27 protein-coding genes and 1 pseudogene are annotated in these 25,706 nt (G+C 39.6%); all 28 read right to left on the reverse strand.

What is annotated here, in order from left to right:
• Positions 1–158: 158 nt before the first annotated feature.
• Positions 159–4,748, reverse strand: a complete 4,590-nt coding sequence (locus J7E66_RS10315; RefSeq protein ID WP_214999760.1) for an SGNH/GDSL hydrolase family protein — start codon at positions 4,746–4,748, stop codon at positions 159–161.
• A 56-nt stretch (positions 4,749–4,804) separates the two neighbouring features.
• Positions 4,805–4,999: an accessory factor UbiK family protein gene (locus tag J7E66_RS10320; protein WP_214999762.1), complete on the reverse strand. Its 195-nt coding sequence runs from the start codon at positions 4,997–4,999 to the stop codon at positions 4,805–4,807.
• A 13-nt stretch (positions 5,000–5,012) separates the two neighbouring features.
• On the reverse strand, positions 5,013–5,504 hold the full coding sequence (locus tag J7E66_RS10325) for a hypothetical protein (protein WP_214999765.1): 492 nt from the start codon (positions 5,502–5,504) through the stop codon (positions 5,013–5,015).
• Between the two features lie 2 nt (positions 5,505–5,506).
• Positions 5,507–6,757, reverse strand: coding sequence for a phage tail spike protein (locus J7E66_RS10330; RefSeq protein WP_214999767.1), 1,251 nt, complete (start codon positions 6,755–6,757; stop codon positions 5,507–5,509).
• A gap of 11 nt (positions 6,758–6,768) precedes the next feature.
• Positions 6,769–8,436: a distal tail protein Dit gene (locus J7E66_RS10335; protein WP_214999768.1), complete on the reverse strand. Its 1,668-nt coding sequence runs from the start codon at positions 8,434–8,436 to the stop codon at positions 6,769–6,771.
• Entirely contained in the window at positions 8,433–11,855 is a 3,423-nt protein-coding gene (locus J7E66_RS10340; protein WP_214999770.1) for a phage tail tape measure protein, read from the reverse strand. The genes J7E66_RS10335 and J7E66_RS10340 overlap by 4 nt, the downstream gene beginning before the upstream one ends.
• A 14-nt stretch (positions 11,856–11,869) precedes the next feature.
• Positions 11,870–11,998 (reverse strand): hypothetical protein, encoded by a 129-nt coding sequence (locus J7E66_RS32280; protein ID WP_256942329.1) that lies wholly within the window; start codon positions 11,996–11,998, stop codon positions 11,870–11,872.
• Positions 11,999–12,024: 26 nt separating this feature from the next.
• Entirely contained in the window at positions 12,025–12,336 is a 312-nt protein-coding gene (gpG, locus tag J7E66_RS10345) for a phage tail assembly chaperone G (RefSeq protein ID WP_214999772.1), read from the reverse strand.
• 67 nt (positions 12,337–12,403) lie between these two features.
• Complete coding sequence (locus J7E66_RS31725; protein ID WP_251032860.1) at positions 12,404–13,285, reverse strand: major tail protein; 882 nt, start codon at positions 13,283–13,285, stop codon at positions 12,404–12,406.
• 12 nt (positions 13,286–13,297) lie between these two features.
• The gene (gene gp17 / locus J7E66_RS10355) at positions 13,298–13,618 is read right to left on the reverse strand and encodes a tail completion protein gp17 (RefSeq protein ID WP_214999774.1); all 321 of its coding nucleotides are present in this window, start codon (positions 13,616–13,618) and stop codon (positions 13,298–13,300) included.
• A complete protein-coding gene (locus J7E66_RS10360) occupies positions 13,615–13,980 on the reverse strand; it encodes an HK97-gp10 family putative phage morphogenesis protein (protein ID WP_214999776.1) in 366 nt (121 codons plus the stop codon). Before J7E66_RS10360 ends, gp17 begins: the two co-directional genes overlap by 4 nt.
• Before the next feature lie 4 nt (positions 13,981–13,984).
• A complete protein-coding gene (locus J7E66_RS10365; RefSeq protein ID WP_214999778.1) occupies positions 13,985–14,335 on the reverse strand; it encodes a hypothetical protein in 351 nt (116 codons plus the stop codon).
• The gene (locus tag J7E66_RS10370) at positions 14,335–14,613 is read right to left on the reverse strand and encodes a hypothetical protein (RefSeq protein ID WP_214999779.1); all 279 of its coding nucleotides are present in this window, start codon (positions 14,611–14,613) and stop codon (positions 14,335–14,337) included. The genes J7E66_RS10365 and J7E66_RS10370 overlap by 1 nt, the downstream gene beginning before the upstream one ends.
• A 55-nt stretch (positions 14,614–14,668) precedes the next feature.
• A complete protein-coding gene (locus J7E66_RS10375; protein ID WP_214999782.1) occupies positions 14,669–15,940 on the reverse strand; it encodes a phage major capsid protein in 1,272 nt (423 codons plus the stop codon).
• Positions 15,941–15,942: 2 nt separating this feature from the next.
• Positions 15,943–16,605, reverse strand: a complete 663-nt coding sequence (locus tag J7E66_RS10380) for an HK97 family phage prohead protease (RefSeq protein WP_214999783.1) — start codon at positions 16,603–16,605, stop codon at positions 15,943–15,945.
• A complete protein-coding gene (locus J7E66_RS10385) occupies positions 16,592–17,845 on the reverse strand; it encodes a phage portal protein (protein ID WP_251032874.1) in 1,254 nt (417 codons plus the stop codon). Before J7E66_RS10385 ends, J7E66_RS10380 begins: the two co-directional genes overlap by 14 nt.
• A 13-nt stretch (positions 17,846–17,858) precedes the next feature.
• Complete coding sequence (locus tag J7E66_RS10390; protein ID WP_214999787.1) at positions 17,859–19,577, reverse strand: terminase large subunit; 1,719 nt, start codon at positions 19,575–19,577, stop codon at positions 17,859–17,861.
• Positions 19,574–19,900 (reverse strand): hypothetical protein, encoded by a 327-nt coding sequence (locus J7E66_RS10395; protein ID WP_214999789.1) that lies wholly within the window; start codon positions 19,898–19,900, stop codon positions 19,574–19,576. The genes J7E66_RS10390 and J7E66_RS10395 overlap by 4 nt, the downstream gene beginning before the upstream one ends.
• Before the next feature lie 118 nt (positions 19,901–20,018).
• Complete coding sequence (locus tag J7E66_RS10400; protein ID WP_251032861.1) at positions 20,019–20,318, reverse strand: hypothetical protein; 300 nt, start codon at positions 20,316–20,318, stop codon at positions 20,019–20,021.
• Positions 20,319–20,329: 11 nt separating this feature from the next.
• Complete coding sequence (locus tag J7E66_RS31730; RefSeq protein ID WP_251032862.1) at positions 20,330–20,662, reverse strand: hypothetical protein; 333 nt, start codon at positions 20,660–20,662, stop codon at positions 20,330–20,332.
• Positions 20,663–20,776: 114 nt separating this feature from the next.
• Positions 20,777–21,013 (reverse strand): annotated as a pseudogene (locus tag J7E66_RS32835) (HNH endonuclease); the annotation flags it as partial.
• Between the two features lie 3 nt (positions 21,014–21,016).
• A complete protein-coding gene (locus J7E66_RS10410; RefSeq protein WP_214999793.1) occupies positions 21,017–21,844 on the reverse strand; it encodes a terminase small subunit in 828 nt (275 codons plus the stop codon).
• 39 nt (positions 21,845–21,883) lie between these two features.
• Positions 21,884–22,105: a hypothetical protein gene (locus tag J7E66_RS10415; protein WP_214999795.1), complete on the reverse strand. Its 222-nt coding sequence runs from the start codon at positions 22,103–22,105 to the stop codon at positions 21,884–21,886.
• Positions 22,106–22,119: 14 nt separating this feature from the next.
• Entirely contained in the window at positions 22,120–22,314 is a 195-nt protein-coding gene (locus tag J7E66_RS10420; RefSeq protein ID WP_214999797.1) for a hypothetical protein, read from the reverse strand.
• Between the two features lie 485 nt (positions 22,315–22,799).
• Positions 22,800–23,057: a hypothetical protein gene (locus J7E66_RS10425; protein WP_214999799.1), complete on the reverse strand. Its 258-nt coding sequence runs from the start codon at positions 23,055–23,057 to the stop codon at positions 22,800–22,802.
• A gap of 527 nt (positions 23,058–23,584) precedes the next feature.
• Complete coding sequence (locus J7E66_RS10430; RefSeq protein WP_214999801.1) at positions 23,585–24,268, reverse strand: DUF4145 domain-containing protein; 684 nt, start codon at positions 24,266–24,268, stop codon at positions 23,585–23,587.
• Between the two features lie 156 nt (positions 24,269–24,424).
• Complete coding sequence (locus J7E66_RS10435) at positions 24,425–25,078, reverse strand: hypothetical protein (protein ID WP_308162495.1); 654 nt, start codon at positions 25,076–25,078, stop codon at positions 24,425–24,427.
• A gap of 81 nt (positions 25,079–25,159) precedes the next feature.
• A complete protein-coding gene (locus J7E66_RS10440) occupies positions 25,160–25,657 on the reverse strand; it encodes a hypothetical protein (protein WP_214999803.1) in 498 nt (165 codons plus the stop codon).
• Positions 25,658–25,706: the final 49 nt, after the last annotated feature.

Below are 25,706 nucleotides of genomic sequence, written 5' to 3' on the forward strand. Positions count from 1 at the left end.
GGATAAGCAAATCACCTATTATATCAAGAACCTACAGGGTAGCAGCCCTTATGTAGGTTCTTTTTCTTTTCCTCAATTTTACATCTTTTTTGCAAACAAAAAAAGACTAGCTTTAACCAGCCTCAGTTAAGACGCACTTTTCTCCGAATGTGTATTACCTAAACCTGTTTAACAGATACTTTAGTAAGTTGTATTGTATTATCGTTGGAGTAAACTCTAATAGTTTGAGTAGTTGTTCCAGCAGGTAAATATGCTCTAAACGTTACTTCTTTCCAATGAAGATTTACTCTGTCTTTCATGGTAAACACTTGTGTCCCTTGAATTAAATCTACCGCCAATTCTGCATAATCGTAACTGTCTTCCGTAATGGTAAAAGTACTTCCGGCTGGATCTGATACCGCAGGGAAATATCTCGCCCATACCTTGATTTCACACTCCACATCGTCAACTGAATTAGAATAAGTAAACGCCTGTTTTACTTTATTTGAGGTTGTAATATCGACACACCCTACCGCACCACTCGGTAAGTTATTGTCAGCAGGAACATAAGGTGTAACTGTTCCGTCAACAGTCCAGGAACTAAGCTGGGAGCTATTCCCGGTGAATGGTTGCGTTAATTTTTCTGCCCCTGTAGGTTCTTCTAGTTTCAAATCTTTCACCTTATATACTTTATCTTCTTTTCCTGACCATTCAACACTGATGTTATTTAAATTGAAAGCACCAGCCTTTTGAATTAAGAAGTGAACCTTATCATAATCCACACAATCAGCTATTAAACTTGCTGGAACATCAAACTTTCCATTACTCAATGAAACTTGCTGCCAATGGCCTACATTTTGTTTTCCAACAGGATAGTTTGAATCGAATCCAGGAGCCGTATAACCATAAGAAATGGAAGCAGAACCCGAACCGCTTACTTTTGTTAAAGTACCAGCTTGACTCGTACCACCCTTGTACGGACTCATTAGAATAGAATTTCCGTTTACTTGTGAAACCGTAAATGTTGTTCCGCTAAATGCTGGATCACTTGAAGTATAAGTGTCTCCTACATTTATTGTCGGTGTACCCGTGAAATCAAATCGTTGGTAATAAGTTGGACTAGGATACGGGCTAGCTAGAATGTTTTTAACATAAACGTTTACGGTAGTATCGTTTAATAAAAGCCGTAATGTTTTTAGTTTTAATCCAGTAGAAGGCAATACAGCAGAAATTAACACATAATCGGTGAACGATACATTTTCACCATTTTGAAGCATTAAATATTCACTAGTTACCCTTGAGTAAGCACCTGAATTAACCTTATCAACATATTTTGGATCAGTTAACGCATTATGACCTACTGCGACTTCCTTGAATTTCTTTGCTCTTTCGGTGTTTGTAAAGAAAACCAAATCGTCAAGGGTTGAAACAGTTTGACCCGTTCTTAATCTAAATACTTTCAAACTTTGTCTCGGTCTCGGTAGCTGGCGAAGATATTTTTCATGGTTATCACTTTCTAATGAATTACTTCGTGTACCAGGATGACTGCCACCCCAAAAGTCTGTGTAATCAGTACCTCTTAATTGTGTAACCTTCGGAATAATATCGACAAATTCTGCATCATACTCCCTTGCTATTTGTCTCATCAATGTTTGAATGCCACCACCAAAGGTACTGTGATATTCAGTAGCAATAATTGGTAATGCCCCAAGTGATTTCACAGTTTCAACAATCGCTCTTAAATCATTAGCGTATTGTGCATTATCCATATACTTTAAATCATTGGTATAACTTGTTAAAAACGCGTACTTTGGTTTAAAATCCTGCCAACTAAGGGTCGTATGATATATTGGTGATTTCTTTCGGATTCTGTCTAAATTACCCCTGTATGTGTCGCCACTTTGAGCGAAGTTTTCAAAGTTATAGTCTGAGAACAGGCTCAATTTATTAATGTACGATTTACCTTTGACAGAATAAATGCTTTCAGTATAACTATCCCCGATAAAACCAATTCTATCGACATTAGCCATATTTATAATTTGAAAACCGCCACTAGCGGCTAAAGCATCTGCATTGTTCAAAGAATCTTGAACGGATTGTTCTAGATATCTTTTAAATATGATTTTATCATTTAGTAAAAGGTTATAATTCGGCTTTAATCCAAATGGTTCGTAAGACGTTTGTGTGGTCCCTACTTCAGCTTGTGATGTAGGAACGTTAACCCCACTGAATGATACACGCATATAGCCGTTTTGGGCTGGAGTCGCTGTTTGAGGCGAGTTATTACTTACGTCAATCCCTTGAACAAAGACTCTATTTGCATCATAGAAAACAATTTTACGCACAGCAGTAAACGCATATGTTGTTCCAGCTGTGACAGGAATATAATCCGATGTGTCATAATTCGCACTTACCACAAGAGTCCCAGTAACCTCTGATACATAGTTTCCAACTGTTCGGATGTCTTTATTGAAAAGATTTTTACCTGGGATTAAGAAATTAACTTTTGAAGTTGAAATTGCAGAATCCTTAATTTTAGTTCCATCAACATCATTATCTTTTAGTTTAGACCCTGGGGTTGAATTATCAACTAAACTAAGACCCTTTAACGGATCACTTGTATGTCCAAATTGTTCATAAGCGGTATTTGTTGATCCCACTTCCACTTGTGATGTTGGAACGTCCCCAACCGGGAATGAAACTCTCATATATCCATCTACAGTAGGGGTTACCGTTTTTGTAGTACTTGACACATCATACCCAGATACAAAAGTTTTGTTCGAATTATATAAAACTAATTTTCTACATTTTGTGGACGAGTATGCGACACCAGCACTTACAGGAATATAATCTGAAGTATCATAAAGAGATGATGCTGCTTCTGAACCATTCGCCTCTTGAACGAATACTCCTAATTTTCTTGTCGCTGGATTAAAAAGGTTCTTACCCTTAACGAAAAAAGTTGTTTTTTCAGCAGTGATTGTTGAATTAGGTATTTTAGTAAGTGTTACACTATTGTCTTTTGGAATCGACTTAACATAATCGGGAATTAATCGCTGATATGGAACAAAACCATTGTAAATTGATTTGTCGACTACTTGCACAAGTAATATATCTGTAGTGCTACAAGGAACACGAATGAATCCATCGAAATCCGCTGTAAATTCCAAATAAAGTGTAGACGGTGTAACTACGACCTTTAAAAATCCCTTAGAGGAGTTATAACCGCAGATTCTACTCAATAGATTTCCTTTAGTTTGTACTACATAAGTTTTACCGTTAACGATTGGGATAAAATCTGATAAGCTGTACGCAGCGTCTGCATACGGGTTTCCATTGACGTCTAACCTATATCCATTTGTTACTGTATACGGGTTAAAAGTGTTTTGTGAATCGGTTGGAGCAAAATTAGTTTTATCCAAAGTTACGCTACCATCGGCTAATACCGTACTTTGGTAAACCCCACCAGCTGTCCATGCTGAACCGTTCCAATAATACCATTGACCATCTGCATTAACTCCTGCTGTAGTTACAGACATTGTTCCTGTTACCCCTGTTGAGCCAGCAGAATATGATGGAGTAGTTTTAACGCCTGCAGATGTAGCAGTAAATGTTACCGTTGTTCCTGTACCACCAGTTGTCCATCCGCTAAATGAAGTGCCTCTGATTTTTGTTGCAATAGATGTAGTAGAATCAGCATCCACCCCTTGGGTAGTAGTAGACATTGTGCCAGTAGCACCAGTAGTTCCTGCGCTATAGGTCGCATCCGTTTTTATTCCAACACTTGTTGCAGTGAAAGTAACAGTCGAACCTGTTCCACCAGTAGTCCATCCAGTAAATGCAGTATTACGAATCTTTGTTGCAACAGCATCTGTTGTTGTATCTGTAGCAGGATCAAGTGAAATGGTTGTAGCCACACCATTCAATGTAACTGTTACGTTTCCTGTTGTAGTTGGTACTGCTGACACGGTTAAACTCGATACTTCTGCAACACCTGAAGTTACAGCGACATTCGCAGCAACCCCATTTAACGTCACAGTTACATTACCTGCCGATGTGGGAGAAGCAGTGACGCTTAATGTATCAACTTCTTTCACATTCCCCAAAACAAGATAAATATTCGTGTTACCAGTAGGGAAGGCATTTTGTAAATCCGTAACAGTTGTATAGACACCTTTAGGAGAACCACTTGCTACTGCATTTAATTCGGTCTTTGTTGCTTTATCAGTTATATATGCTTGGTTCGGAATTTCGGCCAACTGCGTCGTATGAGTTGCAATGTCTGCCCTAGCTTGGGCGTCTACTCCAGTACCGTTTGTTCGCAAATCCTCTAAGATTGCCTCATTGTCTGCAATCGCCTGGGTAATGGATTGCCACTCGTTTGTGCTTTCAATCGTGTCATCGCTTAATATTCCTTTTTTAGCTGTGTAGGTAAAGCCGCTGGTCACAGATACCGTGTCTGTAGTATAGTAAACCATCACCTCAGCAGTATAACTCCCGTCCACGACATAAGCCTGAGTATCTAATACGATCTCACAACTACCAGCGACAGGATCCACAATGGTTACATCCTGCAGCACTGTTTTTCTGTCCGGCTTTTTGACCGCTAATCTCACCGTAGCATCTGTCAGGTCGAGCGGATCACCGTCTTGATTAATTAAGATACTGAGTTTAACGGTTTTTAAATCATTCGTATTAATCGAAAAAGATGGATTTTGGACAGAAGCCATCGTATCTAGCAAGACATTATATATTTTTTCTTTTGCCAATTTTACCACCTGTCTTTCCTAAAAATAAAAAAAGAACCTTCTCAATGAGCGGTTCTTTACGGAGATTCTAAAGCCTCAATTCGTGCTTCTAAAGCAGCGAGCTTTTCATCTGTTACAGCTATCGAATACGCTCCACTTGTCGGGACCCATTCGTTTAAGGTTGCGTTAAACTTTTTCAATACACTGCCGGCAGGATCGGAGATATCTAACCACAAGACATTCGTATATAAATCATCTTCCCAGGTACTCATTCCATCACCGCCATTACCATTCTAGGATTGCACGGATTACGGCATCATTTGCGATGATAGTCGCTGCTGAGTTATCGTCATGGCCCACTATTTTATCATCATAAATATATAATCGTTTGTTCGTTATCGTGTATTCGGTGGACGAAAGGCCGATTGGAATCGTAAATAGGTGTGATTTCCCGTTCATGGCCGCCCCGTACCATTTCGGAATAACATTAGTAACAAAATCATAATCATTACTTCCTTCACCGGGATTATAATCAGACCAACAAATAATCCACCCATTCCGGCACTCAGAAAGTTTCTTTGTAGGTACGACCGGAGCTGCTGGGGCCCCCGACGGGTAGCTCGCACCTGTCCACAACACGTTTTGTTCATATGCTTTTATCGTAGTAATCTCGGTGTCTAGTATATTTAGAGTTTCATTGTAATCTGTCCATGTTTGCAACTTCGTGTCGGTTGCTTGCCATTGCTTTAAAAGTAAATTAGGTGTTGGTGTTCCCATTCTTACACCTCACTTTCCCAAGTTTGGTTTAAATCTTCATCCGCCCATGTAGAGTTAACAAGTTCTGGCGGTTGAGGACCTTTGAATATTTGTTCGTACACATCGTCCCATTGTGCTTCTTTATATAGTAATTTCGACTGCAAGGCTCTCATATCTTTCGTAATGTTGCTCTTCGCTATCTTAAAGTTACCAAGCGTACATTTGTCACGGGACGGGTCGCTAAAGCTTGTTTCCAAATATCTTACACGAGCATCTAAATACAGAGCAGGGGAAAATGTCTCGTCTATCGCATACAAAGTATCTCCGAGTCGCGTTTTTTCATGTTCCGCACCCGTTAACCTTTCTAACAAAGCCACATCGAGTTCATACGAAATCTTAGGTGTCTTCCGTTGTTGCAATGCGGACCACGTTTTATCTAGGAGTGTATTAGGATCTGTCGTATCATATTGAAACACTCCAAAAAGATGTTTCCCTTTGATACCATATCTTTGCTGTGCGATGGGATCTCCAACCCAATCTTGGTTCAACGGTTTATAAGGCGTACTCTTCGATATACTCTTAAATGTGGTGATAAGACCTTTTGCGTCTGCCTTACCCACTCCGATCAGAGCTGTAACTAAATTAGACATATCGACTTTTCGACGGATAGAGCTGATATCCTTGTTATAAGTAAACCGCTTTTTAGTATCCGTTCCTCTTTTCGGCACAAGGTCGACATATCGTCCAACAATTTCGCTGTTTTGCATTTTTACACGAAAACTTAACTCACCGTTAAATCTATCGGATACGTACTGCAAGGCGGATAAAACGGTTTGATAGTCTTCGAAATAAAAATTATCTACCCCGAAATATTCCGTGTCTCCGCGTACCCATCTCGTATCTGCAAGCACGATATCCAGTATTTGATTCACATTCTTGGACATATGTGTAGCAGGTCGAAAAATATCATTAAGTAATTCGAGACCCGCGTTTTCAGCGTAAATATATTTATCACTCGTAAACGAGTGCGCATCCTCGATTCGCATTACCGTAAACATGACGAGCGCATCGTCTAAATTTTTGCGCACAATAAAACCACCCTCTACTACTTCATTAGCGTTAGGGTGGTTGGATGGTATACGAAACTCATACGAAGATGTTCCGGTATCCAAGTCTTCTTTTAAAAGGTCATCGTAATAAGGACAAGAGTCAGGGCTTCCATTGTTTGTGAATATCGCTTGTACTCGCTCATGCCTATCCATGTAAAAAATCACGTCCGCACCTCCTACAAATACCTTTCCGTAAATTCAGCTGTAAAGGTGGCAGCAGGATCATCAGTATTAACCTTCACTTGCGTGATACCTTCAGAAATAGGGAAAAAGGTACTGGCAACGTCCACTTCTTGTAATAAAGATTCTCCATTTAGCCATACGCTGCTATCTGTTAAATCCACTTCCAACTCATCCCCAGATTGAAAAATGGAAGGGACATCGATCACAGTGTCTGTATTATGCTTTAGAACTTTTAAGTCTGTCACCCTCATCCTTTGAACAACGGGAGTTGTGTCGTATTGTGCGTAATGAATAACGACATACGAAAGAGCCGACGTAGTAAAGGTTCCGTCTTTATCATAAAACGTCTTTTTAATCTTATTTTTTTTCTTATTATTAACCACACGGGAAACTTCTGCATACCATTTATCACCAATGCGTGAAAGGACAAACTCGCCGTAAAAATCGTTATAAGTGCCGACGTGCGTAGGGTAGACCATTTTTGATTTTGTGCCATCATACACGGTTAACTTTTTACCCACTTTTAATGAGTCGGTGATCCGCATTCGATTATTTGCCGCCAATATTTCCGGACTCATATCATGCTGTTTAGCGATACTTGCCCAGGTTTCACCTTTTTTCACCGTATGCGTGGTATATTTTCTTTGCGTGACCTTTTTGCCCGCTGGGGCTTTCGGTTCACTCTCCAGAAACGTTGTATTACCAATGAAGATTTCAGGAATGTTAAATTCGTATTGGGTATATGAATCACGCATAACCATTTTCCCAATTTTACCGCCCGACTGGTTAAAGAGATAAATTTCGAGTCGTCCCGTCCTGTCACCGTCTAGTTTCGATGTCCCATCTTCGGATGTAAAATCAATTCGGGCTTTTACTTCAAAGTCCTGGACTAATTGGGATAAATCCTTTCGAACCGCTGGACCATGCCACGTCTTCGCTCCCGCTGTACCTGTGCCGTAACTCGATGCTTGTATGCCATCATTTACGGAGATAACCGATCCTGAATTTAATCTTCCGCTATCGAGCACCGCACCGGCATTTGCCCATCCACTAGTACTCGTCATCATATCGTTTAAGATGTATTGCGTTTTTGGCAGCACGATTTGGTCTGGGTCGTTCGGATTTCCAATGAGGATAATTCCGTCAGGACTTGTGAACGAAACAAAAGTCGCATCGTTTTGAAAATTAACGTTGAATTTAGGAAACGTCTTGGTCGTACCTTTATTATGAAATAGAAACATATTTGCACTTGGTTCAATTGTTTTTACTTCAGTGCTATAGGCAAACGGGTCAGGGCAAAGAAAATTAAGAGTGCCAGTACCGACTCTCATAAGATTATTTATCATATCGGTGTTCCCGGACAAGATAGCATAATTCAGTTTGTTAGGTTCATCAGAAATAATTAGTTCCGTAGGTTTTTCGATATCTAGGCAATATGCTAAAAATCTTATTGTATCCATGTACTCCGTTGCTGTTTTCGCGATGACAGTGAGATCTATACTTATTTGCCTAAATCCGTATCTTGCGCCTGTAAAATACGCTCCGTGCCGAGCAGGAATGGAAAGCAAAGATATTTCGCGGGGAGGGAGAATGCTTCGGTGAACTTTTTGAATGCGAAAATAATCACTAATTTGAAAACCACCTAATGATGCTGTTCTCACGTTACTCCCCCCATTCGATTTTCCCTTACTCTCAATATATCAAGTGCGTTACTAATATCGTCAATGGTTGCTCTTACAAACTCTCGACCATTTATTATCACGCTAACGTCCCGGCTCGCTAATTTTTCAATCGCATTGACTAATGGCTGTAAACCGTTATTGTCCTGAACAGTTTTAGGTAATGAAGTTGTTCTTGCCCCGCGCATATCCACAAGCTCTCTTCCCCGTTCGCCAACTAGAGCGATGCCTGAAGCAAGAGCCTCGCCACCATTTGCCAGCATTGGAATGTTCCAACTTCGTAATAGTTGCTCCGATTGCCGATTAGGAATAACCTTTGCGCCCCTTGGGAGGTACGTTAATTCAGGACCATTTTCCCCAACCCAAGCAAGCCCTCCCGGTGCGTTTCTTGTGCCCCTTGCAAAGCCCGGAATATTAATCCCTGACATTTTTTCAAATGCTTTAACTGCACTTTTAAAAGAATTGGAAATGGATGCGCCAATACTGATAGTCTTGCTGGCACCTTTACCCGCCTCCTGGTGGATAGCATGCGTTTTTCCATAATCAGTGGCATTTATTTCTTTTTTTGCATTTGCATTTGCTTCGTTACTGATAATTTTCGCTTCACTATATCCGTCGCCAGTAAATTTAATATTTTTCACTTCTGACGCAGAAAGAACCTCAGACATTTCGCCAGCCTTAATCGTTCCATCATCGATTTTTTTATTAACTGTTTTCTGTTCACTTTGTATTTCTTGGATTGACTTTTTAGCAGTTCGGTATTTATCAAGAGATCCGTCAAGGTTTTGTAATTCTTTCTTTTGTGCTCCATCCAAATCGCCATATTTACTTTGGATTCTTAGTAACTCAGCTTTACGGTCCACTGTTTTCTTAATCGCCTGGTCTAATTGGCTAATGCCTTCTTGACCTTTTGTGTTAATTCCTGCTTGTGCTAACTGAAGATTAATCATTTCATCAAAAAGGGCTTGAGTTTTGGTAATTTGTTCGGTTGTTTTTTCAACCGCTTTTTGTTTTTCTTGTACTTCCGAAGCTACCGCATCCACGTTGCCATTTTGAATATTTACTTCTTGTTGGAGATTTTGTATTTGAAAATTCATTCCGTCTGCAATTTCTTTTTGACCTGCCGCATAGGCATTCTGTTGTTGTTTTTTCAATGCTTCTAGTTGGTATTCTTTAGCCGCTGCTTCTATTTTTGCGTTATTTAATTCAATAACCTTTTTATTCAGCTCTTCAATATCGTTTGATTGATTGCGAATATTTTGATCTAATTTCGCTTCCGCTTTTGTTTTTTGCAGTTCTAATTCTAACTGAATATTTTCTCTTAATTTATTATTTGCCTGGTGGAGATCGTCCGCATTCGTGAGGATTTTATTCCCTTGATCGGAAAAAGCTTGCCCTACCGTTGGAGCTTTTTCTATCAATTTATCATTAAGATTAAGCATTTCAGATAACTGCGCATTCGACAATCCTGATTTTTCTCTTAGATGTTCCGCTTCATCTTTTAATTTCCCTATTTCTTCTGCGGATTTCGCTGTTTTTAATTCGCTTTGAATGTCCCGAAACCGTAATAATTCATAGTTTGAGAGGTTGTTTTTATCGCGTAATTCCTGGTATTTTCCGGTTAATGTTTCAAGAGATTGTTGCTGATCGATGAGTGATTTTGTATGATCAAGATTTACATTGGTAGATTCCTTGGCACCATTTTTAAAAGCTAACACTGCTCCTGTAACAAGACCTACACCAGCAATGGTTAGACCAACAGGTCCAGCAAGTGCTGTAAGTGCTCCAACTAACCCTCCTGCGCCCGCAATGGCTGTAGATGCCGCCCCAAAAGCTGTTACAATTGTTCCTACTGAACTAACGAGAGTGCCAGTTATGACTAATACAGGACCAACCGCCGCCGCAATCCCCGCGATAGTAAGTATTGTTTTCTGACCTTCAGGCGTTAGTTTCTGGAACTTGTCAACTAAACCCTGAATAGTGGAGGACATTTTTAATACAGCCGGTTTAAGTGTAGTACCAATAGTTATTGCCGCTGTTTCAATCGTTCCGCCTAATTCATCTATGGCACCTTTTAAATTGTCTTTCATTTTAGCCGCCGCTTCTTTAGATGCCCCTCCGCTATCCTCTAATGATTTGGTCATTTTGTCGATTGTTGAGGGCCCAGCTTTCATGAGTGACAGCATCCCTGATACTGCTTCTTTTCCGACCAGAGCCGATATAGTTGCCGCCTTTTGCGTTTCAGTTTGGCCGTCCATTGATTCTGTTAAATTCTGAATTAACTTAGAAAGTCCAACGAAATTTCCTTTAGAATCAGTTATTGCAACTCCCATTTTTTCCATTCGCTTAGAGTTTTCTTCAGATGGATCTAAGAGTCCTAAAAGTGCGCCTCTCAAGGTCGTGCCAGCTGAAGAACCATCCATCCCGGCATTGGTCATAATACCAATGGCTGCTGACGTTTCTTCTAATGACATACCTAGAGCTGCAGCTGGTGGACCCGCATACTTTAATGCGTACTGCATATCTGTTAAACTCGCAGCTGATATGTTAGCTGTTTTCGCTAAAATGTCGGCTACCTTAGTGGCGTCAGTTGCTTTTAAACTAAAGATATTGAGCGAGGACGCCATTACATCTGCAGTTTGAGCCATATCTGACCCGGATGCTTCGGCAGCAGCAATGACACCAGGCATTGCCCCAATGACTTCATTCGCTGTAAAGCCCATAGCAGCCATATTTTCCATACCTAAAGCTACTTCTGATGCTGATTTTGACGTGTTCGCACCTAAATCAAGAGCAGTTTTAGAGAGACTATCCATATCTTCCGATGTAGCACCTGCAATTGCTCCTACTCTGTCCATTTGGGCTTCAAATTCCATCGCTGTTTTAACGGATGCTGCTCCAATTCCTACAATTGGCAAAGTGACAGAGGCGGATAAATTCTTTCCAATGTCTTGCATCTTACCGCCAACCGCTTTAAACCTGTCTCCCGCGGCGTTTAATTGCTCACCTAATTGATGCCATCTACTCGACTGCAAAGTGATTTGCTCATTCACATCTCTTAATCTGGATTCTGTTGTTCGCATGCCCGCTTGAGCGTTATTATAAGCAGCCAGCATTCGTTGGGTAGCCGCGGCATTTTCACCCTGGGTAGTTCTTAACTGCTCATATCGACGCCTGAGAAAATCAACTTTTTCTTGCTGTGCTTTTAATGTATCTTCTAAATACTTTGATTTAGCCTTAAGGCCATCCATGCTTTTACCAAAATCTTTTAAGCCCGCCCCCGCTAATTTAAACTCCGATTGAGCAATTTTTAATCGGTTACTTACGTCCCTCATACCACTTTTAAATTCGGCGTTGGTCAAACTCATATCAATATGCAAGGATCCAATTTCTTCGGCCATATAAATCTCACCACCTAAAACACGTCGTCAATAAATCCTACTTTGTCTTCCGCTACGCTTGCCATTAACTCAAAATAAAATTCAATGTCCATCTCATCTATTTCATGAAGTTTATATCCAATTTTCATAAGATCCTTATACATTTCTTTTATCGCTTCATAAGGATCTGTTATCCGTTTTTTGATGTGTCTGCCCCGTCTTGAATACTTTTTGTGCCACGGTCAATAACCTCAAAAAATACACCCTGCAAAGCCGGTAATATCCCGTCTAACGGCATCCCATCCCACACATCGTCAGGAGTAAATTGACTATTAAAAACTTCGCAAACAAAATCGACTAATTGATCTGTTACCTCTTCGGTTATCTCTCCACCTTCGTTAAACACTTTGTTCATTTTTAAGGCTTTTCTGAAAAGACGTCCCTTCACAAAAGGTACTGAAAAGGTTTTTTCTTTATCTTCCATAAACAATTTAAACTGCATATCTTTTCCCTCCTAAATAAATAAAAAAGGAGTAGAGGAATAGTAATTCCCGCTACTCCGAAAAAATCTAAGCTGTTGTAAATTTAGTTACACTAGGTGATGCCAATGCATTACCCGATACATCTTGAACCCCTTGAGTAGCAATCGCCATGTATTGAGTAGCGGCTGTCAAGTTGGTGCTTGGTGTAAAGGTGACGATCATTAGAGTAGCATCTAATACGAGTGTTCCTGCTACTTGAGCTGAGCCGTCCGCTTTTTGGACCAAGAAATTTCCTTTGTTTACAGTGCTTGCTAAGATTGGTTCGTTGAATGTCCAAACAACGCTAGATCCTACTGCAACCGCTGTAGCATTATTAGCAGGAACAATTGTTACTGTTGGCGGAGTGGTATCAAGAATTTGTTCAACGGACGTAAACCAATTTGCCCCAGTAGCTGGAACATAACTTGAAAGATCTTCGTCTGTGACGCGTTGCCATTGCCCGTCATAATCCCTTTTCATAAAAGTACCAGCGATTTTAGGCGTTTGAACAGAGGGCTTATCCTCCTTCGTTTTATCTTCTTGTCCTGGCAAATCAAATTTACCTTTTAGTAGCCACATATAACGGTACTTCCCATTACTCTTAGAAGACCGATATCCGATCGCTACATAAGGAGGAATATCTGTATCCTTTTTAATAAGAACCCCGCCAACTATTGAATGCCCGAGTAGGGCAGCTTGAACATCTAGAGGTAAATCCTTTGTTTCCAGTTCCAAACCGATCGTCCCAAGTTGATTGATTTGTTCACTCGGACCGTCATCTGCATAAACCGTAAGCGATTCGCTAGAAGGAGTAATTTTTGCGTTGATAAGACCCGCGATTTTAATCGGTGCACTATACGCTACCCCCGTGCTATCATCTTTTGTTTGAATTGCATAGTATAAATCTTTTAAGCCAACAATTACCGGCATAATAAAGCCTCCCTATCGAACAAAATTAAATCGTAAAACCTTGTGATATATCTTTGTATCATTCTCGTAAAATTCCGTTTCATTTGTACGTCGAAAGCCTATAGCTTGCAAGCTAGTTTTAACTTGATCTACAAGACTTGTATAGTCATTTAATGACCAAATATCAACTTGAATAGAGTATGAAGTCATCTCTTCGGAATCGTCTGCGTTTAGTGCTGATTGCTGATTGAATTCAAAAAACGTTATGTGAGGAAATATAGACCCTGAATAGGTTAAGTAGAAAGTTGGGGCTAATGGTTTTAATTCGGTAATGATTAAACTATTTAAACTCATAAGCCCAACTCCCGCCTAATCACTTCTGCCATCTTTTCCTTTGCCGCTTCTTTTTTACGCTCAAAGGATGGTCCCATGAACGGCTGAGCTGCCATTTTTGATGTCCCGAATTCCAAGAAGTGCGCATAATAATATTCAACACCAGGGCCGATAACAATTACATCATCTTTTAAGTTAGTAATGATCCCATCCGCCATATGGTCATGGTTAATGTTACTACGTTTGGTACTGCTTTCAATCTCAGCCCGAATAACTTCAGCGCCTTCTTCAAGCGCTTTTTTCTTTACTGATTCTGCCTGTTCGCCTAACTGTTCCAAGCGTCGTAGCAGCTCGTCCATTCCGGTAAACGTTACTTCATTCATTGGATCACGTCCCTAATGGCATTTCGTCATAGGCCTGGCACACCAGCTCAGTCATTTTGTCTTTTTCGTACGTTCGGGTGACTTTATACGTTTTGTCTTTTTCATAGGTTCTGATAACCTTATACATTTTCGATTTATATTCAATATATTTTTGAGATTCATATTCAAGCGTTAAAACCTCAAACATAAGCTCAAGTGAAAATCCACTTTGAGAGGCTAAATAAAATTCACTGCTTCTAATACTTCCTTTTTTAGCAAAGACCGTTTTCCTGCTTTTTATTGAGAGTTGAGGAAAACCATTATCGTTGGTCGATTCTTCTAATTCCAACAAGTCGATTACGATGTCTAGTCTCATTACGTCACCTCACCATCGTAGGTGAGTTGGTTAATAAGTGTATTTAAGGCCGGGGAAAATCTAACTTCACCTGGACTCGTCTGCCATAAATCAGCTACGCCCATAACGATGACACCAACAGCAAGGTCGTCATTCATTTTTGCATCAGATACACCTGCGTTTTTCATGAACGATTGCACCGCTTTTATTTTCTGATTTAACAATCCATCGAACGCGGAGCTATTAAGAGAAATTCCTAATCCTATTTTGCACTCATCTAATAAATCTATAGTGTTCACCATATCACCCCAAAAAAGAGGTGGTGGGAATACCCAGTCACCTCTAAATTTTTAACTATGCGCCTTTCTTTACGATAACAACACCGTTTGGATCAATGACTTTACCATCGGCAATAAGGATAGCTTTGTCGACCCATTCGTTTGTATCATGATCAAAGTAACGGTACATCGTCATTTGCATATTGCTGTTGAAACCATAGTTCTTTAGGTCAACATAAACTGCAACAACATCACCGACAACAGCATCGTCGTATGGTGCGATGATATCATCCTCAACTAGAACTACTTCCTTGCCACCAAATCGTTCTTGGGCTCCATCTGCAATACCGTAGTTTATACGTCCAACTGGTTGCCCTGTTGTATCTACCATACCATCGATGTAACCTTCAAACGTACCTGATGCCATAAAAAATGCCGCTCCAGCTTTGTAGCTAAGTGGCATTTTAGCGAATACTTTTTTCTTCCAAGCGTCCCATTTTACAAAATCAGCTGCAGTTAGTGTAATGATTTGTGCAGCAGGTACCCGAGTATCCTTTGTAATACCAAGTGGTCTGCCTGTGCCGGTTCCATTGAGGACAGCTTGGTCTAACGCTTTTACCATTGCCTCTGTGATAAGGTCGGTTACCGTGTTTTCAAATCCAGCTAGAGAAACTGTATCGGCTAATAAAGAAGTGGAGATTTTGCATTCCAAACCGTAATAACTAAACGTAATATTAGTGTTTGCTTGGACTTTCTGCTTGTCCGATGATGCTGCTTCTCCAATCCACGTCGCTGCAGGTTTAAGTGACAAGATAGGGATGGTTAAACCACCCTTTACGTTTAGCTTTCTTACGCGATTAAAAATCTGTCCGTAAGATGTTACCTTTTTGATAACCTCGTTGAGGATTGTGGATGGGATAATCGCTGAGATATCGCCTGTTCCTGTCATAGCATTAGCACGAAGCTCTGGAGTGATATTACCTGTCCGGCAATACTCCATAAAAGCTTTACGGTATTCTAGTGTAGCATAGCGGTCTTCTGGTTCTTCAGCACGTTGTTGTTGCTGCGGAGTTCCTCCACCTACACCATATGAAGCCAACGGATTCATTTGACCTTGTGGAGTCATTCTTTGCTCACCTGGTGCTGGAACTGGATTAGCTGGAGGAGCATCATCAGGTAATGAATCTGTAATCGAACGAAGGTCAGCAATTTCAGTATTTAGAGTGTCCAACTCTGCACCGATTGAGCGTAATTCACCAACATCTTCTGAAGCGTCAGATTTTTTTACTAGTTCTGCTTTTCTTGCTTCTTTCTTACCGAGTAGTTCTAATAATTTTTTCTTGTTCATGTTTATATCAGTCCTTTTTCTTTATTTTTGTTTTTTAATTTCAAAACTTCTAGCTCGCTTTTAGAGTTATCCAACTCCGATCGGGCATTTTCCAATGCCTTTGCCGCATTATCCAATACGGCTTGATCACGTGCATTTATGTCAGTCCCAGCATAGGCAGGGAAATTGACCGCGGAAACTTCTCTTACTGTTTTAATCTTTGATATATACCTGGTTGGCATATCTGTATCTAAATTAGTCCATCTTTCTTCTTCTACGTAAAACATAAAAGACATCCCATCGATGTCTCCTCTGCTTACTGCACTATAAAGGCTTTTTGCCTCTGAATTATTTTCAGTGTCTAGCGTCGCTTTAATAGACAAGCCCTTGTCATCCACTTTCAGCTGCATTGTAGAATTGCCGTTGTTTCTTCGGCTTCTGGCCAGTGGCAATTTTCTCAAGTCGTGATTGACACAAAAAAGAACATCATCAAAGTTGGTAGAATCGAAAGCCCCTCGTTCGATAATTTCATAAAACCATCCGCCTATGTCGGTTTTCTGGTCATAGACAGCAGGATGTCCTTCAATCGAATTAACATTTTCATCCCCGATTGCTCTCAAATCTTGAATGCCAAAACTGCGAACGACCGGTTCAGCCTTTAGTGGTAATAATTTATTTTTCGCCATTCCCTTTTCCCCCCGTTCCCGTTGCCCCCGCCTGCTTCAATTGATAGTTAGCAGCAAGGTTCACGTCGATATAATTGAGTGATATGGTTCTTTTGTCCCCGCCCTCAATCGGCGGATACCCGAGGATTGCTAGTTTTTGATTATCAGTTAATAACCCTTGCTCACCAGCGGTTTTAAGTAAATTTAATTTAGCGTTTGTACTTAGGTACATCATGTCCTTTTGATAAAAGACAATCTCATTACCTACATCTAGTTCCCTATTAGAAAATAAAGTTTTACTAAATGCCTGCCCTAAACTGATTATGATCGGCTCTAATGTTTTTTCATAAAACGCTTGATACTGTTCATCGTTAAAATCGCCGCTTAGAATCGGGACAGAAACACCGTAATAGTTTAATATTTTGTCCTGCAAAAATTGCAAGGTGTCCTTGTCGATTATTTTCGGGTCCACTTTGATATCTTGATATTCGTTTTTCAAATCCATTGGCAGTATTCCGGATTCACTGTTCCTCATAGATGTTTCAAAACGTTTACGTTCCTCTTGCTGTTTCGCATCATCAAGCATGGTATTGATCTTTATAATTCCGCGAATTGAGAAGCTTGTTTTTATCCCCTTTTCCAATCCTTGTAAAACGGTATCATTGATACCCAATACTTTTAGGATAGCTGAGTTGTCTGGTTGACCGCTTAATCCACCGCCCATGATTTCACTTACGGAAAACTTTTTACGCAAGTGAATGATATCTGAGTATGCAAGCGTATAATCATATCCGCTAGAAAATTGAAGCTTCACAAAAAGAGATCCTGTCTCATCTTGTAAAAATGTAACTTGAGTCGGATTAACCGGGTAAAATCCAGTGTACTCTTTTCGCGTCTTCCCATCCGCCCCAATGATGACGTCATAAGTCGGATAGATAAAAGAATTGTAATTCATGTAAAGGAGCCAAATTATTTTTTCAATAAAATCCTTTGTTGTCATCAACTCATTCGGGGAAAACTTAAAAAGCCGGTTGATGTTGCTCTTTACGTTTGTTTGCATATCGTTGATATCCGTCCGAATATGTTTAGGCATGAGTTTACTGCATTCTGTCGCAATAATATCTATGCAGGTCTGAACAACATCGGATGCGTAAACATCGTTACCAAACTGGCTAAAAACGGGAGCGTAGCCGTTTAGCATTTTTGCGTATTGCATGCTTTTATTGTTCTTGCTTGAAAAGAAATTCTTTAATCCGTCCATTAATGCCAAGTGATCACCTCCCTACCAGCGAAAGAAACTCAGTTCGATTATCAATATAAATCTTATATCCGATGATCATCGTAACCGCACCATCTATTTTTTTATCTTCCTTGCCCTGGACTTTAACCGGCATAATCTCCTGCTTCGAATTCAAGTTTAGCGCCGTATTCTCCAAGCACCATTTATCGATTGGGTTATTGCCATAGTTGACGAGGTTACTTTTCAAATCAGCCTCAACCAACTTCATCGGTTCCGACATGCTGCCCCATTCCTGAGATACCCTCTGGCAATCGAATCCGTAACTCTCCATTTCTTTGGCCCAATAGGTTGCAGACCACTTATCGTAGCCAACTTTATAAACCCGGATGCCATATTCCTTAAACAGCTTAATGAACCATGCTGTTACGAGACAAAAATCGTTTTCATTTCCAGGTGAAACAGTAATGAGATCCTGTCGAATCCAATCCAAAAACATGGCCTTATCCTCTTTGTTTAAGTCGTCCAACTTTGACTCTGGGATAAAGTATTTCTGGAGCATGTATTTTTTTTGACTACCTGGTTTCATCATAATGACTCTTGCGCTTGCCAAGTCTCCTGATTTAGATAAATCCACAGCACCGATTGCAAAGGAATTTCGAAATTCATCGATGGTTAGAGTCTCTTCATTTTTGATGTCTTCAGGCGTCAACCAGGCCGTAGCGTTATTTTGCTTAATATTAAAATCCTTTGACAAAACAAAGACACGCATAGCCTTACTTGTTTTTGCTTCGTCAATCATTTTACGAAGGAAGCTCCGTTTTTTTATCACACCGAGACCCGGATTAGATTTTGCCCAGGAGTTTTCATCCTGCCAAACTTCTTGTTCACTATCCTGCGTGTACATCCATATCAGCCAACGCGGTCTTTCTAATTCACCACTCAAAACTTGTCGTGCCTCTTTTAATCGGCCGTCCAAATACCCGTCATTGACTACGCCCTCAGTGGTCAACTCAATATATAGTGGTTCATCTTGTGTAGACACTGCCTGGCGAATCGGCATAACAGATGTGTTATCTTTCAACTCGTGTACTTCATCTACAGCGCCGACCTTAATGTTTTTTCCTTCTTTGGCGCCCGTTTTCGCTGAGATTTTTTTGATTTGTCCTTTATTTTTATAGCTAAACTTACCTGTGTGTTTTGGTTTTTTGGGGTTACCAAAGAAAATCCCTTTGATATTGCTTCTTGTTACATTTACGAGGGATTTACTTTCCTCGCGCATGGAGTTAATGGCCTGAAACATCAGGTCAGCTTGCTCATAATCATTGCTGGCACATAAAATCCGAGTGCCCATCTCCCCACAAAAAAACTCAGCTAGACATTCTGCTGAGATAAGTGGAGTTTTTCCGTTTTTTCTGGCAACTAAAAAAAGGACGTCCTGGTATAACCTTACCCAGCGCCCAATTTCGTCATCATAAATCTTGAAAATGTAAGTTGCTTCGATGAATGCCTTCTGGAATAGCTCTAAAAGAAATGGCTTGCCAGCAAAAGGCGCTTCAAAGTGTTTGCATTTGGTCTCAATAAAGTTAATTCTTTTATTTGCAAACTCAAAGTCTACTTTGATTTCAGGATTATCGAAATGCGTGAGCAAAACATCCAGCATCTGCATGAGTTCCTGGCCGATAATTATTTCACCTGACTTGCACTTATTGATGTACTGCAGCAGGTAAGAATGCGGTAAAACATTTTGCGTCATTCAAAATCACTCAGATCGTCTTCTTCTTCAATCATGTTTTTACTTAATACCCCATTCAGCGTCTTAATGACAACGGAATAGCTATTAATATTCTTAAGATACTGCTTTCCTGCTTCGGTAGGTTTCTGTAGCTCGGGATGCTCTGGATGTACCTTGACCATCCCTGTTTTTGAAATAACCTGTTTTAAAACGTCATTTTCAGCTTTTAAAAAGGCAGCATCTTCGATAAGCCCTTCAACCAGCTTTCGCTTTGAAACATCAACATCCGCGAATATTTCGGTCAATTTCGCCAGTTCTTGTCGATAAACTTCGCTTTTTGACACAGTTCAAAAAACCTCCAGCGATTTTCAAATTTTTCGGTTTATGCAGAAAATGAGTCCCCTCCTCGGTCCCTGATAAATTTGTAACCTTTTTAAGATGGGGGGGCTAAATTTTTTGCGTTTAACTAAACGACCTTGTGAATTCACTCTTGAACACCTCTAACGCTGCTTCTGCTAAGCCTACTGGATCCTCAGCACCCTTAGCAATACCTTCAAGAACATCTCTAACTAATAAGTCCTGCTCGATGTGTGCCTTGACACTGGCAATAACCGGATGCTCTTCCTTAACTATTTTGTGGATGAGTTCCAGTCTATCTTTTACATTTTCTTTTGTTATGATTGGTGATACAACTACTGTCTGCTCTTCAGTTACTTGTTCTGTAGTATTGATTGGTTCATCTGCTATTGTTTTCTTTGACATATTAAACACTCCTATACTGTATATTGTTCAAACCATTTATTGATATAACCTTCCCATTCATCCTGCCTATAGATCCTGTCCTGGTCCATGTTCAATCGCCTTAGACATTCCTCTTTGCTTACATCACAGAAGATGATCTCAGCTCCTAAGTCATTGGCCAACTTCTCGCGCTTATACTTATCCGCATAGCCACCAATTACCCAGGCATTAGTCCACTTACCATATCTGGTCTTAATGTTATCAATCAATTGATTGTGGATTCCTATGACATTACTAAACAACTGGTCTGGCTTGTCGTAGCTTGGTAGCATGGTAATAGCTTCATAGAGTCTGTCCATATCCACGACAATGTCCCCACGACTTATGTTATCTCGGACATAACTTATCTTTCCGGACATCGGTGGTCCATACACCAGATAGACTTGCTTAGTTGCTTTATACCCAAAACGATTATGATCTTTGTTATGGCAATCGAAACAGACTAGATCCACTTGGTCGGGATTTAAACTGATAGTGTAGTCATGGACATTCTCAGGAGTCAGCTCTATCTTATGATGACCAATGAGGTCTCTGGATTTAGCAATCCTTTCACCACACCTAGAACACTTAGTACCTCGCTCATTGATTAATCCAAGGCGAAAGTTAATCCATTTCTCTGAGGCATAGAATGATTTTAATACCGCATACTTAGCCATAACCTACCAACCTTTTGTTTTCGCTTCTTCTTCTCTTAGTTCGAGGACTCTCTTATCTAACTCGTACTTCATTTGATTTAACTTCATTTGTTCTTCAGCTAAACGATGCTTTTGCTGATCATTTAACAGGTCAGTGTATTTCTCCAGCTTCTCTAAAGCTTTCATCTTGTCATGCAGCTTCACGGTAATACCATCTTTACTCTTCTTTACTTCGCTGATAATCGTTCCGTCCACTTCTTCCATGTCTTTAAAAAACATTTCATTAGTAGTTTCGAGCTTAGGTACAATCTCCTTCACGGTACCATCTGGATTTAATAACACTTCCATCTGTTCTGTCTTAACGTCTCGGCGATAGAAGGTAACGAAATCGGTAATATCAGCAAAGGCGATATCAATGTATTTCTGGAGCACAGCCAAACTATCTAAGAATAGTCCTTGCTGTTGCTCGGCTTTAAGACGTTCTATTTCTTTTCTTATGTTAGGTTTTGTAAGATGTTTAGAGCCTTCTGTTCTTGCTGCATCGTAACTACAACCATATGCCTTTTGATAAGCCTTGGTTGCGTTGTAATACTTGATATAATGCAAGCAAAAAAGCTTTTGTTTATCAGTTAACTCTTCCGACAGTATCACCGGTTTAATGGATGCATCCTTTTTCTTATCTGCAACCTTTTTCTTTTTCGAGGTTGCAACCTTTTTAGTAGGATCTCTTGACCATCCTTCTCGGCTTTTCCTGCTCTTTAATGTCCCTAATTTGATTCCGTATTTTTCGGCAAGTGCCTTTAATGTAATGTCAGTTGATTCATATTCTTTGCGGATAATATCCCAATTCACATTCAGCACCTACCTCCTATTTGTGTGGTCTATTTAAACCTATATATCTCTTATTTGTTGAATCACTTTTTCTTTTAGTTCAGCGATAGTAAATCGTGAATACTCGACATCTCCAGTTAGCTTCATGATTCCGTTTATTGATAAATTATTATGTTCAACCGTGTATTCCACATCAAGACAATTAATGTTGTTAGACCATCTTCCATCATCTGAATAAACAGGATCACGAACAGGAATTATTTTATTAATTGTTACAACCAATCAAATTACCTCCCTTAATTGCTCCAAGCTCCACCTTTTTTACGCCTTAGACCTCTATTCTTAGTCCCCATAATATCTGCCCAATCCACTTTCTCCTGTTTCTTTGGCTTAGGTTTATTTCGAACCTCAGCTTTCCTTGGCTTTGGATTAGACACCATTTTATTTAACTGCTGCTTTTGTTCTTTGGATAAACGATCACCAATTCTCATAGCCTCACCTTCTTATACAAAATAAAAAACACCTGTTATTACAGATGTTTTAAAAGACAATCCTTCCTTGCAAATGATGTTGCAAGTATATTTCTTTAATATTTTCTTTAATATTTTCTTTAGAGTTTTCGCTCTAATGAAGGAAAAATTTTTATCGTCCTACAGGTGTGGTACGATAACGTCCTACAGGTGTGGTACGATAACGTCCTACAGGTGTGGTACGATAAACATCGTCCTACAATTGTGGGACGAACAAGTTTTCGTGTTAATTGCGGGTAAGGATTTGCACCTTACATAACAGCATTTCCCCACAACGGGTAGCAGCTTACCTGACTTCCCCACTTAAGTTTCCCACGGCCTTATTCCGATTCTACTCACCAATAAGAGAAGCCCTGTGTCTTCCTGCCCTATGGTTTTCCCCGGGGCTCACCGAGTCGTATCTGCCTTATGCCTAAGCGTCTACCTATTCCGCCACCGCAAATTGGTTAAATTTTTTTAACTACATAAATAAGTTGTTTTGTGTTGTTCATAACGTAGCTACTGCGTTCATTTTTATGAATGAAAGTTTCCATTCTATCAATCACTTTAAATTTAGTTTCTGTATCTTCAGAACGAAAATTAGATGTATCTTCACATAAGATGATGGAATTTCGTTTGTAATAAACAATACTTGCTATGTCTCTAGATGTATAAATTTCTCCAATTTCTAAATCATTTAATATTTCGCTTTCATAGTAACTCATTTTTTCGCCTCCTTTCCTCTACATGCTTTATTGTAGCGATTAAAGGCGATTCGACAAACACAACTTATCGACAATTGTTGACAAACATAAAAAAACAGTTGAAGGTACTTAGAAGCTTTAGAGCTAACGGTCCGTTTCACTCTGCTCCTTAGCACAATTCCTCTGAAGCGGCATCAACTGCTTTTATATATCAGCTACCACTTACTGCGGCTGGTAGCAAACCGTCTCGATCCACACCTTGCACAGCTGAGATCACTGTCTGCCCTGGAGGTGATATTTTAAGGGTATGAGCGGCGCAGATTTGGCAATCTGCACAACCAGGTGTAGAGTAGCAGGATATAGAAAAACGCCTCTCCAATTGGAAAGACGCTCGCTTGCTTGACTCATATTCGGTTGCCCTAAGTATAAAACAAAAGTGTAATATGTTACAAAAAACGTAATTTATGTCCATATTGTTAGAAGTGTAAACCAATACTTATGCTAAACAATTTTGTTTCTATACTCTGATTTGAGATTCATACCACCAATTATGCCTTTTGTTCTTCCTCAATTTCAGTTTCATGCTTCATGATTCTTTCCTGCGCTATCTTGATTTTTTCTGGTAGCGTATAAACATAATCAAGAATTGTTCTAGTGAATTCAATCATTAGACCCACTGTTTCACCATCAAATTCAATATCATCAGCATGTGCAGCTGAATTCCCTTCTTTTCTTAAGATTGTGGAAACATCGTTAATTATCTCAGGTAGAATTTTCTTTTCTTGTAGATCTTTAAGTTTGCTAAACAAGTCTCTTCCAACAGCCCCTTTATCTTTACACATTTTTTCAAGGGCTCTTCGCAATGCTAATACACAAATAGCTCCATCTAGGTTTCTCACTTTTAAGGCTGCATCAAACGCATCTTTTACTCCTTTGGGCAAATAATGTTCATTTATTGAAGTGGCTGGATAAAGAATTTCTTCATAAATTATAGTATTTCCACCTGGTTCGGCATCCTCACTACACCATGAATGCTTATCCAAGGTTACTTCCACACAAACTGGACAAAGAAAGAGATACCAGGCCTTCCCGAATTCAGCGAAATATGCCGGACCAAATGGGTCATGAGGATAACTCCATATTTCTTCTTTATCAATAATCCTATGTTTAGCAACTTCCTTCATTGAGGTTTTATTTCCGCAATGAAAACAAGTTAAAACTTTCTCTTCCATAAAGTCATTCCTTTCATTAACACGAATATTAACTTAAAATAAGTTCGCTACATAGTCATTGTTTTCCTTTATTAATAAAAATAGCCTACCCTGTTAAACAGAATAGACTATTACAAGTTACTAACTTTTCTAATGCTGTAAGATTTGTTTCGAGATTCATCTTTGCATTTCCTCTGGATATAAAACCTTTGCTGCATGAATAACAATGGTCCTTTTGATCTCATTTAATCGGGTCCGAGATACTCCTACATGCCTGGCAATAATATTCATACGTTCACCATCTAGGATGCATTCCATCACAGTTTTCTCTTTTTCATCTGTGATCTGTTCTACAGCTTGATTGATTTTTCTTAATTTCATCTCTAAACCTTGTAGCCTTTTAAATTGTCTTTCGTACTTCTCCTCACTTATTGTGAGAGTCGTAGACGGCTTTGTTCCTTGAGCCCTAGGCATTCCTGCTTCATCGCCGTATTGTGCCACCAACGGACTGTTAAAACCTATATATTTAATCGCTTTATCTAATTCTTTTTGGAGCCGATCTATTTCTTTAATCATCCAGTGGTAGCTTCTTAAGTCCTCTTCTGTTTTCTGTACTATCTCAAGAGCTGGCTCAAGATCACTAAATGCTACCTGTCCGTTTTTAATACTTAAGTTAGGAGTATGTTTCGTCCATTCCTCGCAAGATGTGATTTCCCCGATGCTTTTACCGTGAATGCGGCAAATACTTTTTTCTCCCCATAAGCTACCCGGACAATTTATACACACACTTTCAAAAAATTCACTGTTCTGCATCGCTTTATCTATACCCACCTTGGACTCCTCCCTGTGCTATAATTAATCTGTCGATGGCCAGGAGAAGTCCTGGTTTTTTTGTTTTCTAAAGCATTTTTCTTAGTTTAATAAATCACTGTCTTCTTCATCGTCCTGTGAACCAATCAGCATTGCTTCAGATTCTCCTTCGTTGTCATCTGCAATATCATCCAAAGATAATTGATCAGGCTTCACTTCAGCGGTTCCATCTGGATTGATCTTATATTCCACACCTTCGTGCTGCATATCATCATAAAATTCATCAATACTCATTTGTGATTCAGTAATGTGTAGAGTCACATCCGACCCTGCTTTTCTATAAAAATCAAATGATTGATCTGAGGATGTATCCCCTTTTACTATGAATTCTAAAACCGTCTTTTTGCTGTCTTTAGTAGTTTTATGGAATTCGCAAGTTAGCTTTTGGTCAACACCTTCAATTTCAAGTTCAACAACTTCCCGAGTCATTTGATTAATTTCTTGCTTTTTTTCATCATCGCCCTTTACATAAAATTGAATGAGCTCCTTTTTGCTGTCTTTAGTTTGTTTGTTAAAATTCGCTTTTACAGTTACTTGCATGATGTTTATTCACTCCTATATTTTAAAATTAAATTACGAGCTCGTAACG

The organism is Bacillus sp. ISL-7 (assembly GCF_018613065.1).